Source organism: Limnohabitans sp. JirII-31, from assembly GCF_002778315.1.
Lineage (GTDB): Bacteria > Pseudomonadota > Gammaproteobacteria > Burkholderiales > Burkholderiaceae_C > Limnohabitans.
In genome coordinates this window covers 59,717-75,484 of sequence record NZ_NESA01000010.1, presented here as the reverse complement: position 1 = coordinate 75,484, position 15,768 = coordinate 59,717, and the positions used below count along the sequence as shown (strand labels likewise).

Below are 15,768 nucleotides of genomic sequence, written 5' to 3'. Positions count from 1 at the left end.
GTCCTCAGTGTGAAGTGCCGAGGTAGGCGCGGATGACCTCCTCGTTGTTGCGCACCTCGTCGGGAGCGCCGTCGCCAATCTTCTTGCCGTAATCGAGCACCACCACGCGGTCGGAGATGTCCATCACCACGCCCATGTCGTGTTCGATCAAGACGATCGTGGTGCCAAACTCTTCGTTGACGTCCAAGATGAAACGGCACATGTCTTGTTTCTCTTCCACGTTCATTCCCGCCATCGGCTCGTCAAGCAGCAGCACCTGTGGCTCCATGGCCAAGGCACGGCCCAGGTCCACACGCTTTTGCAAGCCATAAGGCAGCTGCCCCACAGGCGTTTTGCGGTGGGCTTGAATTTCCAGGAAGTCGATGATGTGTTCGACAAATTCGCGGTGCGCTTCTTCTTCACGTTGTGCGGGCCCAATGCGCAAGGCCTGCATGAACAGATTGCTTTTGATGCGCAGGTTGCGTCCGGTCATGATGTTGTCGATCACGCTCATGCCCTTGAATAAGGCCAAGTTTTGGAAGGTACGCGCAATGCCCATCTCGGCCACTTGACGACTGTCCATGTGGGCAAAGGTTTGACCACGGAAGGTGATGGAGCCTTCTGAAGGGGTGTAGACACCATTGATGCAGTTGAGCATGGAGCTCTTGCCGGCACCGTTGGGGCCAATGATGGCGCGCACTTCGTGCTCGCACACATTGAAAGAAATATCGGTCAGCGCTTTGACACCGCCAAAGCGCAGGCTGATGTTTTTGACATCGAGGATGACGTCACCAATTTTTTTAGTCATGCGGCTTTCCCCACGGGGGCGAAGGTTTTGGCGTCCGAGATCTTGAGCGTGGCGCTCACGCTGCCGGTACGGCCATCTTCAAATTTGACTTGGGTTTCAATGAACTGCTCGGTGGCACCGCCGTACAAGGCGGTGACCAAGGCGTCGTATTTTTCAGCGATGAAGCCACGGCGTACTTTGTTGGTTCGGGTCAACTCGCCATCGTCGGCATCCAGCTCTTTGTGCAGCACCAAGAAGCGGCTGACTTGGCTGCCCGCCAGCAGCGCGTCGGCGGCCAAATCGGCGTTGACTTTTTCCACGCACTCTTGGATGAGGCCATAGACCTCGGGCTTTTGCGCCAAATCGGTGTAGCCGGCGTAGGGCAAGTTTTTGCGCTCCGCCCAGTTGCCCACCGCATCGAAGTCGATGTTGACCATCACGCAAACCTTGTCGCGCTGGTCGCCATAAGCCACCACTTCCTTGATGTGCGGAAAAAACTTGAGTTTGTTCTCCACGTACTTGGGCGCAAACATGGCGCCATCGTTGGCACCGCCTTTGATACGGCCCACGTCTTTGACGCGGTCGATGATTTTCAAGTGACCGTGCGCGTCCAAGAACCCGGCGTCGCTGGTGTGGTACCAGCCGTCGGCGGTGAGCACCTCGGCGGTGGCTTCTGGGTTTTTGTAATAGCCCTTGAGCAAGCCTGCGGACTTGACCAAGATTTCACCGTTGTCGGCCACTTTGATTTCCACCCCCGCACAGGGCACGCCCACGGTATCTGCACGGGCCTCGTGGTCGGGTTGCAAGCAGACAAATACAGCAGTTTCGGTGGAGCCATAGAGCTGCTTCAAATTCACGCCAATGGCGCGGTAGAAGCTGAACAAGTCAGGGCCAATGGCTTCGCCTGCGGTGTAGGCCACACGCACGCGGCTCATGCCTAAGTTGTTGCGCAAGGGGCCATACACCAAGAAGTTGCCTACGGTGTAGAGCAAACCGCCGACCAGGCCAATGGATTTGCCATCCATCTTGGTGGGGCCGTATTGGCGCGCCACGTCCATGAAGTAATGGAACATGTGGCGCTTCAAACTGCCCGCGTCTTCCATGCGGATCATCACGCTGGTGAGCAAGCCTTCAAACACACGCGGCGGTGCAAAGTAGTAGGTGGGGCCGACCTCTTTCAAGTCGATGGTGACGGTGGCTGCCGATTCGGGGCAATTCACCACGTAGCCACAGTAGAGCCACTGGGCGTAGCTGAAAATGTTTTGACCAATCCAGGCCGGCGGCAAATAGGCCAACACGTCTTCGCTGGCGGTGAGGTGGTCAAACTGGGCGCCCGCTTCTGCACGGTTGATGAGTGAGTTGTGGGTGTGCACCACACCCTTGGGGTTGCCCGTGGTGCCCGAGGTGAAAAACATCGCCCCCACGTCGTCGGTGTGAGCCTTGGCAATTTCGGCGCGGAAGAACTCGGGGTGCTGCTTAGCAAAAACCGCTCCTGCCGCTAGCAACTCTTCAAGAGAACCCAAGCCAGGTTCGTCATATTTGCGCAGACCCCGTGGATCGTCGTAGTAGATGTGGCTGATTTGCGGACACTGCGCACGGATTTCCAGCAGTTTGTCAACTTGCTCTTGGTCTTCGACCACACAAAAGCGCACCTCGGCATTGTTGAGTGGAAAGACACATTCGGCCCCCACCGCATCTTGGTACAGCGGCACAGGAATCGCGCCCAACGATTGCGCCGCCAACATAGTGGCGTACAGACGAGGACGGTTGGAGCCAATCACCACCAAGTGTTCACCCCGTGTCAGTCCGGCTTGGTGCAGCCCACAGGCCATGTGCTCGACCATCTGCGCCAGCTCGGCCCAATGGATGGTTTGCCAAATGCCATATTCCTTCTCGCGCATGGCAGGCGCATCGGGGCGCTCGCTGGCGTGTTTCAGTAACAGTCGGGGAAACGTGGTCTGCATTGCCGAGTCCTTGCGTGAACGTGCTGTGTCGCTTGAAACCTACCTTCACAGGAAGGCAAGTTGTCATCTTGATGGGCATCGTAGGATTAGGTTTGACGTCAAGTTGTCGTTTCAACGACAATTGAGGGAAGACCCTTGACAGGACTTACCCGAATTTTTTTGACCACGTGGGCGCTCTTGCATGACCCAACAATCCAGTGTTTATCAGCGCCGTCGGGCGCCCAGCCCCTCTGAGTTGGCGCAAATTCCCTGGCTGAATTTACTTGCAGAAGACGCACGCACGCGCATCCTGCCGCAACTTGTGGTGAGCGACCCCTTGCCTGGCGATCACGTGTGCCGCATGGGGCGTCCGGTGACGTTTTGGTTTGGCGTGATTGACGGCTTGCTCAAGATGAGCACCGACAGCGCCAGCGGACGCACCATCACCTACACCGGGGTGCCGCCAGGCGGCTGGTTCGGAGAAGGCACAGCCATCAAGCGCGAGCCCTACCGCTACAACATCATGGCCCTGCGTCGCAGCGTGGTGGCCGGCTTGCCGATTGACGACTTCCATTGGCTGCTGGACCACTCGATTGGCTTCAACCGCTTTGTGATGAACCAGCTCAACGAGCGCTTGGCGCAATTCATTGAAGCGCGCGAAATTGACCGCTCGAACGACCCCGATGTGCGGGTGGCGCGCAACCTGGCAGCGCTGTTCAACCCGGCCTTGTTTCCTGGCGTAGGCGAGATGCTGCGCATCACGCAACAAGAGCTGGCGTACTTGGTGGGCTTGTCGCGCCAGCGTGTGAATGTGGCACTCAACACCTTGGAGCAACAGGGCGCTATCCGCATCGAATACGGCGGCATGCGCGTGTTGAACTTACCCGCCCTGCGTGCTCACGGCACGACTGGCTAAACTCTCTCTCCTCCATGTCTGACCAACCGATGCCTGACTCAACCACCGACCTCGTTCGCCTGAACAAACGCATGGCCGAGCTCGGCTTGTGCTCCCGCCGCGAAGCCGATGCCTGGATTGAGCAAGGTTGGGTGCTGGTCAATGGCCACCCTGCCCCCATGGGTGTGAAGGTGCGCCCCTCGGATCGGGTCGAAATCGACCCCCGCGCCAAAGGCCACCAAAGCACACAAGTGACGATTCTTTTGCACAAGCCCATGGGCTATGTGAGTGGCCAAGCCGAAGACGGTCATGAGCCAGCCATCACGCTGATTCACGGGCGCAACCACTGGCGTGAAGACACCTCGAAGAACCGCATCCAGCCCAGCCAACTGCGCGGCTTGGCCCCAGCGGGTCGGCTAGACATTGACTCGGTGGGCCTGCTGGTGCTAACCCAAGATGGGCGTGTGGCCCGTCAGCTGATTGGCGAAGACAGCCACATGGAAAAAGAGTATTTGGTGCGCGTCACTTACCAAGGTGAAGCGCTGAATGTGCAAAAGGTGTTTCCGCGTGAACAGCTCGCACGCCTGCGCCACGGCTTGAGTCTAGACGGCAAGCCTTTAAAACCCGCCCAAGTGGAATGGCAAAACCCCGAGCAGCTGCGCTTTGTGCTGACCGAGGGCAAAAAACGCCAAATCCGCCGCATGTGCGAGCAAGTCGGCTTGTTGGTGGTGGGCTTGAAACGCATCCGCATGGGCCGCGTGGTATTGGGCAATTTGCCCGTTGGCCAATGGCGCTACCTGGGTGCCCACGAACGTTTTTAACCGGACTTGAAATACCGCCAGACGCCCCACATCTCGGGGCGTTCTTTTTGTTTTGACTTCTTTGATTTTTAGCCACCATGACCAAACACACCCATTCATTCCAAGCCGAAGTGTCACAACTGCTGCACCTCGTGACGCATTCGCTGTACTCCAACAAAGAAATTTTCTTGCGCGAACTGGTGTCCAACGCATCGGACGCCTGCGACAAACTGCGCTACGAAGCCTTGAACAACGACGCCTTGTACGAAGGATCGTCCGAGCTGGAAGTTCGGGTGAGCTTTGACAAAACCGCCCGTACCTTGACGATTGCCGACAACGGCATTGGCATGAGCGAGCAAGAGGCCATTGCACACCTGGGCACGATTGCCAAGAGCGGCACCCGTGAATTCATGGGCAAGCTCAGCGGCGACCAACAAAGCAGCGCCAAAGACCAAGGCGCCTTGATTGGTCAATTTGGCGTGGGCTTTTATTCGGGCTACATCGTGGCCGACCGCATCACGGTGGAGTCCCGTCGCGCGGGACTGAAAGCCGAAGAAGGCGTGCGCTGGAGCAGCACGGGCACGGGCGACTTTGAAGTCGAGACCATCACGCAAGCCGAACGCGGCACCAAGATCATCTTGCACCTGCGTGACGATGCCGAAGAATATTTGAGCGCATGGAAACTCAAGTCGGTGATCAACAAATACTCCGACCACATTTCTTTGCCCATTCGCATGCGCAAAGAAGAGTGGAAGGAAGGTGAAAACGATCAACCCGGTGAGATGGTGCTCACGGATGAATGGGAAACCGTCAACCAAGCCAACGCACTGTGGGCGCGGGCCAAGAAAGATGTCACCCAACAGCAGTACGAAGAGTTCTACAAACACATCAGCCACGACTTTGAGGCACCCCTGGCATGGACGCATAACCGCGTAGAAGGCAGCACCGAGTACACCCAGCTGCTGTACATCCCCGGCAAAGCGCCGATGGACTTGTTCAACCGAGACACCAAATCCGGCTTGAAGCTGTACGTGAAACGCGTGTTCATCATGGACGACGCTGAGGCCCTGATGCCTACTTATTTGCGCTTTGTCAAAGGCGTGGTGGATTCGGCCGATTTGCCGCTGAACGTGAGCCGCGAGTTGCTGCAAGAAAGCCGCGACGTCAAAGCCATTCGTGAAGGCAACACACGCCGGGTGCTGGCGGTGCTGGAAGACTTGGCCAAGCGCGATGTGCCCGCAGCCGACGCGAGTGAAGAAGACAAACAAGACGCTGGCAAGTTCACCAAGTTCTATGGCGAATTTGGCGCCGTGCTGAAAGAAGGCTTGGGCGAGGACATGGCCAACAAAGACAAGCTGGCCAAGCTGCTGCGCTTTGCCAGCACCAGCAGCGACACGGTGAGCGTGTCGTTTGCCGACTACAAGGCGCGCATGAAAGAAGGCCAAGAGGCCATCTACTACATCACCGCCGACACACTGGCAGCCGCCAAGAACAGCCCGCAACTGGAGGTGTTCCGCAAGAAAGGCATTGAGGTGTTGCTGATGACTGACCGTGTGGACGAGTGGGCGCTGAACTTCCTCCACGAGTTCGATGGCACACCTTTGCAGTCGGTCGCTAAGGGCGCGGTGGATTTGGGCAAGCTGCAAGACGAAACAGAGAAGAAAGCAGCCGAAGACGCTGCTGAAGCCTTCAAACCTGTGTTGGCCAAGCTTAAGGAAGCACTCAAAGACAAGGCCGAAGACGTGCGCGTGACCAGCCGCTTGGTGGATTCACCTGCATGTTTGGTGGTGCAAGACCACGGCATGTCCACACAGCTGGCACGCATGCTCAAGCAAGCGGGTCAGGCTGTGCCCGTGGTCAAACCAATCTTGGAAGTGAACGCAGAACACAGTTTGGTGAAAAAACTGGGCGCAGATGCCAACCCGCACTTCAACGATCTGGCGCACATCTTGTTTGACCAGGCCTTGCTGGCAGAAGGTGGCTTGCCGGAAGACCCTGCCGCCTATGTGAAACGCGTCAACGCCTTGTTGGTGTAAAACACGGTCCATGCATAACATGGACACTCTCAATCGCGTGAAGGCCGACACGAAAGTGTTGGCCTTCGATATTTTTGGCACCGTCGTCGACTGGCATGGCAGCATCGTGCGTGAAGTACAGGCGCTCTACCCGCATGTGGACGCCAACGCGTTTGCACTGGCTTGGCGCGCCGGTTACCAACCCGCCATGGCACGGGTGCGCTCAGGCGAGCTCGGCTGGACTCGCATCGATGAGCTGCACCGCTTGATCCTGGACGGTCTGTTGCCTCAGTTTGGATTGACGCATTTGAGCGAGGCTGAGCGCGTGCACTTGAACCGCGTCTGGCACCGACTCGACGCTTGGCCCGACAGCGTGGCGGGGCTGACGCGCCTCAAGCAACGCTTCACCATTTGCTCGCTCTCTAACGGCAACCTGGGGTTGCTGACGAACATGGCCAAGCGGGCTGGACTCCCGTGGGACTGTGTGTTGTCGGCAGAGGTGTTTCGCGCTTACAAGCCTGACCCTGCCACCTACCTTGGCGTGGCACAGGTGTTCGACCTGTCTCCCCATGAGGTGATGTTGTGTGCGGCGCACCACGACGACTTGGCCGCAGCACGCAGTTGCGGCTTGCACACGGCCTACATTGAACGTCCCATGGAGTTCGGTGCGTCGCAGATCAAAGATGTGTCACCCCAAGCCGGCAATGACGTGCATGCGCGTGACTTGATGGCCCTGGCAGATCTCCTGGGCTGTTGATGAAAATGTTGCGCTGAATACGCTGGTGCCACTCAAACGATGAGAGGGGGCTCTTGCATGGCCTCACACTGTTCGACCAGCATATGGACTTGTCCGGCCCAGTAGTCCGAGGTGCCAAACCAAGAAAAGTTCTGGATGAATGCGGGGTCATCACGACGCCGCGCCAACCAGGCGCTGTAGTGAATCAAGCGCAAGGTTCGCAAAGGCTCGATCAAAGCCAACTCCCGGCGATCTAGCTCGCGCATTTCCTCATAGCCATCAACCAAGACGCCAAGCTGGCGTGTGCGTTGCGCACGGTCGCCGCTGAGCAACATCCACAGGTCTTGGATGGCGGGCCCCATGCGGGCATCATCTAGGTCGACAAAATGTGGGCCGCCCTGGGGCAAGTCAGTGGGGGTCCACAAAATGTTGCCGGGATGGCAGTCGCCATGCAAACGCAGGCTTTGCACTGGCGTGTTTTGCATGGCTTGGCGCACCATCTCCAAAGCCTGGTTGCACACATCCAACCATGCATGTTGTTGGTCCATAGGAATCATCTGCTGGCCCAACAACCAATCACGTGAGTCTTCACCAAAGGTGGTGACATCCAACGTTGGACGTGTCTCAAACGGTCGGCGTGCCCCCACGTTGTGCAGGCGGGCGATGAAGCGTCCAATCCATTCCAGCACCTCGGGATCATCCAACTCAGGAGGCCGGCCACCACGTCGCGGGCTCACGCTGAAGGCGAAACCATGGGCATGGTGCAAGGTATTGCCATGCAACATCAGGGGGCCGACCATGGGAATTTCTTGCGCCATCAATTCGGCGGCAAACGCATGCTCTTCCAGAATTTGCGCATCGCTCCAGCGCTCGGGCCGGTAGAACTTGGCCACCAAGGCTTGGTCATCATCGAGCATGACTTGGTAGACGCGGTTTTCGTACGAACTCAATGCGGTGAGTCGGCCGTCTACTGCCAAATCTAAATCAGACAGCGCATCAAGCACCACATCAGGGGTCAGGGTTTCAAAGGCGTGCGGCACACGCGACGCTTCAAACACCCCAGACCACGTCGACGTTTTCGGCATGCGCGCGCTGCAACATGTCGATGAACGGCACCACACGTTGGCGCAAGCTGATGTGGTGTGCGCTTGATTTGTGCGCTGTCTCTTGTGCCGCTTGATCTTGCGTGGCCTGTTGCGCAGCTTCTAGCTCGGCCTCTTCACGAACCACCGCCTCTTGCAAGGCTTTGATGGCTTGGGGCATTTCAGACGCCAACACGATGCCTTTTGCACTCGGCTCTTTGCCCATGATTTGCAAAATTTGTCGGCCTTGTGGCTCAAGCATGATCAAGTCGCCGGTCGCTTTGGATTTGAATTTGTACAACATGGTTTCATTGTGCGCCGATGTGTTGGCAATCACCAGTTTTATTGACTCTGTCTCACAGGATTTGGCCCAACACGCGGTGGAAAGCATCCGCTTGTTCATAGGCGACCCAATGGCCTGCGTGGGCAATCACATCAAAGCTGTTGAGCCGATGCAGTATTTCTGGCACACGGTGCAAATTGCTCTGATACAGCGCATCTTTCGCGCCCCAGATACCGTGCACCGGACACTGCCATTGGCTTTGCACCCGAGCCAACACATCGGTTCGTGCAATACGCCGACGACGCATGCGATCACGCGCCACATTGGCCTCTTGCATGTCAATCACTTCGTCGGTGATCACCGCATCGTCACTCAGCATCATCACGCGCAGATTGTGTCGATGCACGTCACGTTGTTGTGCGGGTGTCATGTCAGCCAGCATGCCGCGCATGGGCAAAGATTCACGCATCAAGCCAAGCCCAGGCACGCCCACCAACAGCAAACGGGCGACCAATTCGGGCCGAGCAGCCGCCAACAATCCAGCAGTAAGGCCACCAAACGAAAACCCCATCACATCCACCGCCTGGCCATGGAAAGCAGCCTGCAGCACCTCCCCGACATAAGGCGCAAGGCTGTCTGCATCGCGAACCTCGGGAGGCAACGCCGAGTCTCCAAAACCTGGCAAGTCGAGTGCCCAAACAGGCCTGTCCGACGACAAATGAACCACATTACGAACCCAATGAGTCCAACTGCCCGATCCCCCGTGCAGCAGCACCAAGGGCGTTTGCTGGTGCAACTGTGCTGCCCCCCAGACATGCCAAACCACATCGCCCCAGGTGTGGGTTTGGATGATGCGTTGTGATCGCTCTAAAACGTTTTCTGTGCGTGTCATAAAACACCAAGAAAAAAGCCCGCTGAAAATTCAGCGGGCTTTTTGATCTGGTTGCGCGAGCAAGATTTGAACTTGCGACCTTTGGGTTATGAGCCCAACGAGCTACCAGGCTGCTCCATCGCGCGGTAAGAGGGTTATTGTAGCTGATTAAGCGCTTGCTTGCTCTTGATCAGCATCTTTAATTTCAGGACGATCCACCAGTTCAACAAAAGCCATCGGTGCATTGTCTCCAACACGGAAACCCATTTTCAAGATGCGTGTATAGCCGCCTGGACGGGTTTTGAAACGTGGGCCCAATTCATTGAAGAGCTTGACCACGCTGTCACGATCACGCAAGCGATCAAATGCCAAACGACGATTGGCCACGGTGGGCTCTTTCGCCAAAGTGATCATCGGTTCGATGACGCGGCGCAACTCTTTGGCTTTTGGCAAAGTGGTTTTGATGGCTTCGTGCTCAATGAGCGAGTTCATCATGTTGCGCAACATCGCCAAACGGTGTGATGTGGTGCGATTAAGTTTACGTAGTCCGTGTCCGTGACGCATGGTGATTTCCTTTGATGTTTTGCCGGCCGCCGTATCAGGTACGGCCAGGGGACTGTTGAGTCGGGTTAGTTATTTTAAATTCAACGACGCTCTAGACCAGCAGGTGGCCAGCTCTCGAGCTTCATGCCCAAGGTCAAACCACGTGAAGCCAGAACTTCTTTGATTTCGTTGAGTGACTTGCGACCCAGGTTAGGTGTCTTGAGCAACTCGTTTTCGGTGCGCTGAATCAGGTCACCGATGTAGTAAATGTTTTCTGCTTTCAAGCAGTTGGCGGAACGAACGGTGAGCTCGAGCTCGTCCACAGGGCGCAACAACAAGGGGTCAAACTGTTGCGAGCTGCCAGCGGGTGTATGTGCACCGCCAACAGCGCTGAACACATCGCCTTCCAGTTGTGCAAACACGGCCAGTTGTTCAACCAGAATTCTGGAAGAAGCACGCACAGCATCTTCAGCGGTGATGGCACCGTTGGTTTCGATTTCCATGACCAAACGGTCCAAATCGGTACGCTGTTCCACACGGGCGTTTTCAACGCTGTAGCTCACTCGGCTAACGGGTGAGAAAGATGCATCCAACACAATGCGGCCAATCGACTTGCTTGGCTCTTCACCGTAGCGACGCACAGTACCGGGCACATAGCCACGGCCCGTTTCCACCTTGAGTTGGATATCAATCTTGCCGCCTTGCGACAAATTGGCAATCACGTGCTCAGGGTTGATGATTTCAACGTCGTGAGGCGTTTGGATGTCAGCAGCCGTCACAGCGCCTTCACCGTCTTTGCGCAAGCTCAGGGTGACTTCATCACGGTTGTGCAACTTGAAAACCACACCTTTGAGGTTCAACAAAATGTTGACCACATCTTCTTGCACGCCATCAATGGACGAGTATTCATGCACCACGCCGGCGATGGTGACTTCTGTCACGGCATAACCCACCATGGAAGACAGCAAAACGCGACGCAGTGCGTTGCCCAGCGTGTGACCATAGCCACGCTCAAAAGGTTCCAAAGTGACCTTGGCCTTGTTGTGGCCCACTTGCTCGACGTGAATATTTTTTGGTTTCAGCAAATTAGTTTGCATTCAGATTTCCTCTCAATACCCCCGGCTCGTTACACCGGTAAGGCAGGCTGTCTGGACCACGCTGCGCGAGCAGGCAGCGTGGGGTGCGTTCGGTTGAAACTCAACCAGGATTAACGCGAATACAGTTCGACGATCAACGATTCGTTGATGTCAGCCGCGAATTCGTCGCGGTCGGGCGACTTCTTGAAAGTGCCTTCGGCTTTGTCTGCGTTGACTTCCACCCAAGCTGGCATGCCAACTTGTTTGGCCAACTCCAAGGCTTCCAAAATGCGGCCTTGTTTCTTAGACTTTTCACGCACAGCAATCACGTCACCGGCTTTCACCAAATAAGACGGGATATTGACTGGGTGACCGTTCACAGTGATGGCTTTGTGAGACACCAACTGACGTGCTTCAGCGCGTGTAGAGCCAAAGCCCATGCGGTACACCACGTTGTCCAAACGCGTTTCCAAAATAGTCAGCAGGTTGGAACCTGTGTTGCCTTTTTGGCGGTCAGCAGCAGCAAAGTAACGACGGAACTGACGCTCCAACACGCCGTACATGCGTTTGACCTTTTGCTTTTCGCGCAATTGCAAGCCGAAGTCAGACGTGCGCTGACCCGAGGTGCGGCCATGCTGGCCAGGCTTGGTATCAAATTTAGACTTGTCTGCAATCGAGCGGCGCGCGCTCTTCAAGAACAAGTCTGTGCCTTCGCGGCGGGAGAGTTTGGCCTTAGGGCCTAGGTAACGTGCCACTTGAATTTCCTTCTTTGATCATCTGCTCACTGAAAGTGAGGAGCCGCTGGTGCAATACCAGCGGCGGTGGGCTTGTGGTTAACAGTAAAAAGCGAAAACGCTTAGATACGACGACGCTTTTGTGGACGGCAACCGTTGTGGGGCACCGGTGTCACGTCAGCAATCGAGTTGATGCGAATGCCCAATGCGGCCAAGGCGCGCACCGAAGATTCACGACCAGGACCTGGGCCTTTGATTTCGACGTCCAGGTTCTTGATGCCTTGGTCAACAGCAGCACGACCCGCGACTTCCGATGCCACCTGGGCAGCGAAAGGTGTGGATTTGCGTGAGCCTTTGAAACCTTGACCACCCGACGAGGCCCATGACAAAGCGTTGCCTTGGCGATCGGTAATGGTGATGATGGTGTTGTTAAACGAAGCGTGCACGTGCGCGATACCGTCAGCAATGTTCTTGCGAACTTTTTTGCGGACACGTTGTGCGGCGCTGTTGGAAGGTGATTTAGCCATTGTTGTGCCTCAATCCGATTATTTCTTCAATGCCTGGGCTGCTTTACGTGGGCCCTTGCGCGTACGTGCGTTGGTACGCGTACGCTGACCACGCATGGGCAAGCCACGGCGATGACGGAAACCACGGTAGCAACCGATGTCCATCAAACGCTTGATGTTCATGGTCGTCTCGCGACGCAAGTCACCTTCAATGGTGAAGACAGCGATCTGGTCGCGGATCTTTTCGAGATCTCCGTCCGTCAGATCTTTGATCTTCTTTGAATATTCAATGCCACAAGCTTCGCAAATTTTGCGAGCGCGTGTGCGACCAATGCCGAAAATAGCTGTCAAGCCAATCTCTGCGTGTTTGTGCGGCGGAATGTTAATGCCAGCGATACGTGCCATGTGCGTCCTCTTTAAACCAGTTCAATCAGCCTTGACGCTGTTTGTGGCGTGGATCTGTACAGATCACACGAACCACGCCCTTGCGGCGGATGATTTTGCAGTTGCGGCAAATTTTTTTGACCGAAGCCGAAACTCTCATTTCACTCTCCTAAAACTCATTTTATCCGGCACCAACCTAGGCACCGAACGCGACTCTTTGTTTCTCGATCGCCGGGCTATCAACCCAGCGTTGTTTTGAAACTTGCCTTCTTTAACAGCGACTCGTACTGCTGACTCATCATGTAGTTTTGTACTTGGGCCATGAAATCCATGGTCACCACCACAATGATCAGCAACGAGGTACCACCGAAGTAGAAAGGCACGTTGTATTTCAAAATCAGAAACTCAGGTAACAAACAAACGAATGTGATGTACACCGCACCCGCCAATGTCAGTCGAACCAAAATCTTGTCAATGTATTTGGCGGTTTGATCTCCTGGACGAATACCAGGAACAAACGCACCGCTTTTCTTCAGGTTGTCTGCGGTCTCACGGCTGTTGAAAACCAGTGCCGTGTAGAAGAAACAGAAAAACACAATCGCAGCGGCATACAACATCACATAGACGGGCTGTCCAGGTGCCAATGCCGCAGAAATATCTTTCAACCACAACATGCTATCGCCAGAGCTGAACCAGCTCACCACGGTTGCTGGCAACAAAATGATGGACGACGCGAAGATGGGAGGAATCACACCTGCCATATTCAATTTCAGTGGCAAATGTGAGGATTGACCCCCATACACTTTGTTGCCCACTTGGCGACGCGCATAGTTCACCAAAATTTTGCGTTGGCCACGCTCGACAAACACCACAAAGTAGGTCACCAAGGCAACCACCACCACAATCACCAGAGCAACCAAAATGCTCATGGCACCTGTGCGCACCAGCTCCAACAAGCCACCGACTGAATTGGGCAAACCTGCCGCAATACCAGCAAAAATCAGAATCGAAATACCGTTACCCAGCCCACGTTCGGTGATCTGCTCACCCAGCCACATCAAGAACATCGTGCCCGATGTCAAGGTAATCATGGCTGTCATGCGAAAGCCAAAGCCCGGTGCATTCACCAAACCAGCAGAAGCCTCCAGCGCCAAAGCGATGCCCATCGATTGGAACAAGGCCAGACCCAAGGTGCCATAGCGGGTGTACTGCGTGATCTTGCGGCGACCTGCTTCGCCCTCTTTCTTGAGCTGCTCAAGCGCTGGCAACACATAGGTCATCAGTTGCATGATGATCGATGCGGAGATGTACGGCATGATGCCTAACGCGAACACGGTGAAACGCGACAAGGCGCCACCAGAGAACATGTTGAACAAGCTCAAAATTCCGCCTTGCTGACCCTTGAACAGCTGCTGCAGCTGATTGGGATCAATGCCAGGCACAGGAATGTGCGCACCCACGCGGTAAACAACCAAGGCGAGCAGCAAGAAGATCAAGCGACGACGCAAATCGCCGAACTTGTCGTTGTTACCCATCGATGAAGGTTTCGTTGCCACGAGGTGCTATTCCTAAACAGTCAGACCTTAGGCGACCGAGCCGCCAGCGGCTTCAATGGCAGCCTTTGCAGCGGCTGTCGCACCAATGCCGTTGAGCTTCACCGCTTTGGTGATCTCACCCGTCTTGATCACTTTGACCACGCGAGCAATATGAGCCACCAGACCAGCGGCCTTGAGGGAGTTCATGTCCACTTCAGCAGCACCGAATTGCTCCAGAGCAGCCAGCGTCACTTCCGCGTTGTATTTCAACGTGGTGGACTTGAAGCCGCGCTTGGGCAAGCGGCGTTGCAAAGGCATTTGACCGCCTTCAAAACCCACTTTGTGGTAACCACCCGAACGTGATTTTTGACCTTTGTGGCCACGACCTGCGGTTTTACCCAGGCCTGAGCCAATGCCACGGCCCACGCGACGCTTTGCGTGCTTGGCGCCATCGGCGTGTTTGATGTTATTGAGTTCCATCTTCAACCTTTACAGCACTTTGACCAGGTAGCTGATCTTGTTGATCATGCCGCGCACTGCGGGCGTGTCTTGCAACTCGCTCACAGAGTTGAGTTTGCGCAGACCCAAGCCACGAACGGTGGCACGGTGCGATTCTTTGGTACCAATCGGGCTGCGAACCAGTTGGACTTTGACAGTTTGTGTATTGCTCATCGAATGCTCCGAGATCAAGCGAAGATGTCTTCGATATTTTTGCCGCGCTTAGCAGCCACTTCCGAAGGGGTGGTGCAGTTCTTCAAAGCATCCAACGTGGCGCGAACCATGTTGTAAGGGTTCGACGTGCCATGGCTTTTCGCCACGATATCGGTGATGCCCATCACTTCGAAAACAGCGCGCATTGGACCGCCTGCAATGATGCCGGTACCCTTTGGGGCTGGAATCATCATCACATTGGCTGCGCCGTGGCTGCCATGCACCTTGTGGTGAATGGTGCCGTTCTTCAGAGACACTTTGATCATGTTGCGACGGGCTTCTTCCATCGCTTTTTGCACAGCAGCAGGCACTTCTTTTGACTTGCCCTTGCCCATGCCAACGCGACCATCATCGTCACCCACCACGGTGAGTGCGGCGAAACCGAGAATACGGCCGCCCTTGACGACCTTGGTGACGCGGTTCACCGCGATCATCTTCTCTTTCAGACCGTCTTCAGGACCGTCACTCTTGGTATTTGCCTGTAATTTAGCCATTTGTAATATCCAATTCGATTAGAACTGCAAGCCAGCTTCACGAGCGGCATCAGCGAGTGCTTTGACACGGCCGTGGTAGGCGAAGCCGGAGCGATCAAACGCCACCTTCTCAACGCCAGCTGCTTTTGCTTTCTCAGCAATGCGCTTGCCAATCACTTGGGCTGCATTGACGTTGCCGCCTTTGCCAGTCGCGCCAAGCTCTTTGCGCACATCGGCTTCGGCCGTAGATGCGGCTGCCAACACCTTGGTGCCGCAACCAGAAATCACGCTGGCGTAAATGTGCAAATTGGTACGGTTCACCATCAGACGCGCAACGCCTTGATTGGCGATACGGATACGTGTCTGACGGGCCCGGCGAAGACGCTGCTCTTTTTTGGTCAACATGTTGCAGCTC

20 protein-coding genes and 1 tRNA gene are annotated in these 15,768 nt (G+C 55.6%); 4 read left to right on the top strand and 17 right to left on the bottom strand.

Features of this window, described 5'->3' with window-relative positions:
- Positions 1-4 precede the first annotated feature (4 nt).
- Positions 5-787: an ABC transporter ATP-binding protein gene (locus B9Z41_RS12980; protein ID WP_100147493.1), complete on the bottom strand. Its 783-nt coding sequence runs from the start codon at positions 785-787 to the stop codon at positions 5-7.
- Positions 784-2,730 carry a long-chain fatty acid--CoA ligase gene (locus B9Z41_RS12975; protein WP_100147492.1) on the bottom strand — a complete coding sequence of 649 codons (1,947 nt, stop codon included), beginning with the start codon at positions 2,728-2,730 and terminating at the stop codon, positions 784-786. The genes B9Z41_RS12980 and B9Z41_RS12975 overlap by 4 nt, the downstream gene beginning before the upstream one ends.
- Before the next feature lie 181 nt (positions 2,731-2,911).
- Here B9Z41_RS12975 and B9Z41_RS12970 point away from each other — a divergent pair, with 181 nt between their 5' ends.
- The 4 genes from B9Z41_RS12970 (at position 2,912) to B9Z41_RS12955 (ending at position 7,176) form a co-directional block, all read left to right on the top strand.
- Entirely contained in the window at positions 2,912-3,625 is a 714-nt protein-coding gene (locus B9Z41_RS12970; RefSeq protein WP_100147491.1) for a Crp/Fnr family transcriptional regulator, read from the top strand.
- A gap of 14 nt (positions 3,626-3,639) precedes the next feature.
- Positions 3,640-4,425 (top strand): pseudouridine synthase, encoded by a 786-nt coding sequence (locus tag B9Z41_RS12965; RefSeq protein ID WP_100147490.1) that lies wholly within the window; start codon positions 3,640-3,642, stop codon positions 4,423-4,425.
- Positions 4,426-4,502: 77 nt separating this feature from the next.
- Entirely contained in the window at positions 4,503-6,440 is a 1,938-nt protein-coding gene (gene htpG, locus B9Z41_RS12960) for a molecular chaperone HtpG (protein WP_100147489.1), read from the top strand.
- Positions 6,441-6,459: 19 nt separating this feature from the next.
- On the top strand, positions 6,460-7,176 hold the full coding sequence (locus B9Z41_RS12955) for a haloacid dehalogenase type II (RefSeq protein ID WP_199172993.1): 717 nt from the start codon (positions 6,460-6,462) through the stop codon (positions 7,174-7,176).
- A gap of 32 nt (positions 7,177-7,208) precedes the next feature.
- Here the strand turns inward: B9Z41_RS12955 and B9Z41_RS12950 are convergent, their stop codons facing one another.
- The 15 genes from B9Z41_RS12950 to rplR all read right to left on the bottom strand — a co-directional run bounded on the left by B9Z41_RS12950 (position 7,209) and on the right by rplR (position 15,758).
- Complete coding sequence (locus B9Z41_RS12950; RefSeq protein WP_100147487.1) at positions 7,209-8,240, bottom strand: serine/threonine protein kinase; 1,032 nt, start codon at positions 8,238-8,240, stop codon at positions 7,209-7,211.
- Positions 8,206-8,541, bottom strand: a complete 336-nt coding sequence (locus B9Z41_RS12945; protein ID WP_100147551.1) for a DUF1840 domain-containing protein — start codon at positions 8,539-8,541, stop codon at positions 8,206-8,208. Before B9Z41_RS12945 ends, B9Z41_RS12950 begins: the two co-directional genes overlap by 35 nt.
- A gap of 52 nt (positions 8,542-8,593) precedes the next feature.
- Positions 8,594-9,412, bottom strand: a complete 819-nt coding sequence (locus B9Z41_RS12940) for an alpha/beta fold hydrolase (RefSeq protein WP_100147486.1) — start codon at positions 9,410-9,412, stop codon at positions 8,594-8,596.
- Positions 9,413-9,460: 48 nt separating this feature from the next.
- Positions 9,461-9,537: transfer RNA gene (locus tag B9Z41_RS12935), tRNA-Met, on the bottom strand.
- A 22-nt stretch (positions 9,538-9,559) separates the two neighbouring features.
- Positions 9,560-9,955 carry a 50S ribosomal protein L17 gene (gene rplQ / locus B9Z41_RS12930; protein ID WP_100147485.1) on the bottom strand — a complete coding sequence of 132 codons (396 nt, stop codon included), beginning with the start codon at positions 9,953-9,955 and terminating at the stop codon, positions 9,560-9,562.
- Positions 9,956-10,035: 80 nt separating this feature from the next.
- Positions 10,036-11,031, bottom strand: coding sequence for a DNA-directed RNA polymerase subunit alpha (gene rpoA, locus B9Z41_RS12925; RefSeq protein ID WP_100147484.1), 996 nt, complete (start codon positions 11,029-11,031; stop codon positions 10,036-10,038).
- Between the two features lie 110 nt (positions 11,032-11,141).
- Positions 11,142-11,765 carry a 30S ribosomal protein S4 gene (gene rpsD / locus B9Z41_RS12920; RefSeq protein WP_100147483.1) on the bottom strand — a complete coding sequence of 208 codons (624 nt, stop codon included), beginning with the start codon at positions 11,763-11,765 and terminating at the stop codon, positions 11,142-11,144.
- 101 nt (positions 11,766-11,866) lie between these two features.
- Complete coding sequence (rpsK, locus tag B9Z41_RS12915) at positions 11,867-12,271, bottom strand: 30S ribosomal protein S11 (protein WP_100147482.1); 405 nt, start codon at positions 12,269-12,271, stop codon at positions 11,867-11,869.
- A gap of 18 nt (positions 12,272-12,289) precedes the next feature.
- The gene (gene rpsM / locus B9Z41_RS12910) at positions 12,290-12,655 is read right to left on the bottom strand and encodes a 30S ribosomal protein S13 (RefSeq protein ID WP_100147481.1); all 366 of its coding nucleotides are present in this window, start codon (positions 12,653-12,655) and stop codon (positions 12,290-12,292) included.
- 25 nt (positions 12,656-12,680) lie between these two features.
- Positions 12,681-12,794: a 50S ribosomal protein L36 gene (gene rpmJ / locus B9Z41_RS12905; protein WP_011481465.1), complete on the bottom strand. Its 114-nt coding sequence runs from the start codon at positions 12,792-12,794 to the stop codon at positions 12,681-12,683.
- Between the two features lie 79 nt (positions 12,795-12,873).
- Positions 12,874-14,169 (bottom strand): preprotein translocase subunit SecY, encoded by a 1,296-nt coding sequence (gene secY / locus B9Z41_RS12900; protein WP_100147480.1) that lies wholly within the window; start codon positions 14,167-14,169, stop codon positions 12,874-12,876.
- A gap of 48 nt (positions 14,170-14,217) precedes the next feature.
- Positions 14,218-14,649, bottom strand: coding sequence for a 50S ribosomal protein L15 (rplO, locus tag B9Z41_RS12895; RefSeq protein WP_100147479.1), 432 nt, complete (start codon positions 14,647-14,649; stop codon positions 14,218-14,220).
- A gap of 9 nt (positions 14,650-14,658) precedes the next feature.
- Positions 14,659-14,841, bottom strand: coding sequence for a 50S ribosomal protein L30 (rpmD, locus tag B9Z41_RS12890; protein ID WP_100147478.1), 183 nt, complete (start codon positions 14,839-14,841; stop codon positions 14,659-14,661).
- 14 nt (positions 14,842-14,855) lie between these two features.
- On the bottom strand, positions 14,856-15,374 hold the full coding sequence (rpsE, locus tag B9Z41_RS12885; protein WP_100147477.1) for a 30S ribosomal protein S5: 519 nt from the start codon (positions 15,372-15,374) through the stop codon (positions 14,856-14,858).
- A gap of 18 nt (positions 15,375-15,392) precedes the next feature.
- The gene (rplR, locus tag B9Z41_RS12880) at positions 15,393-15,758 is read right to left on the bottom strand and encodes a 50S ribosomal protein L18 (protein WP_100147476.1); all 366 of its coding nucleotides are present in this window, start codon (positions 15,756-15,758) and stop codon (positions 15,393-15,395) included.
- Positions 15,759-15,768: the final 10 nt, after the last annotated feature.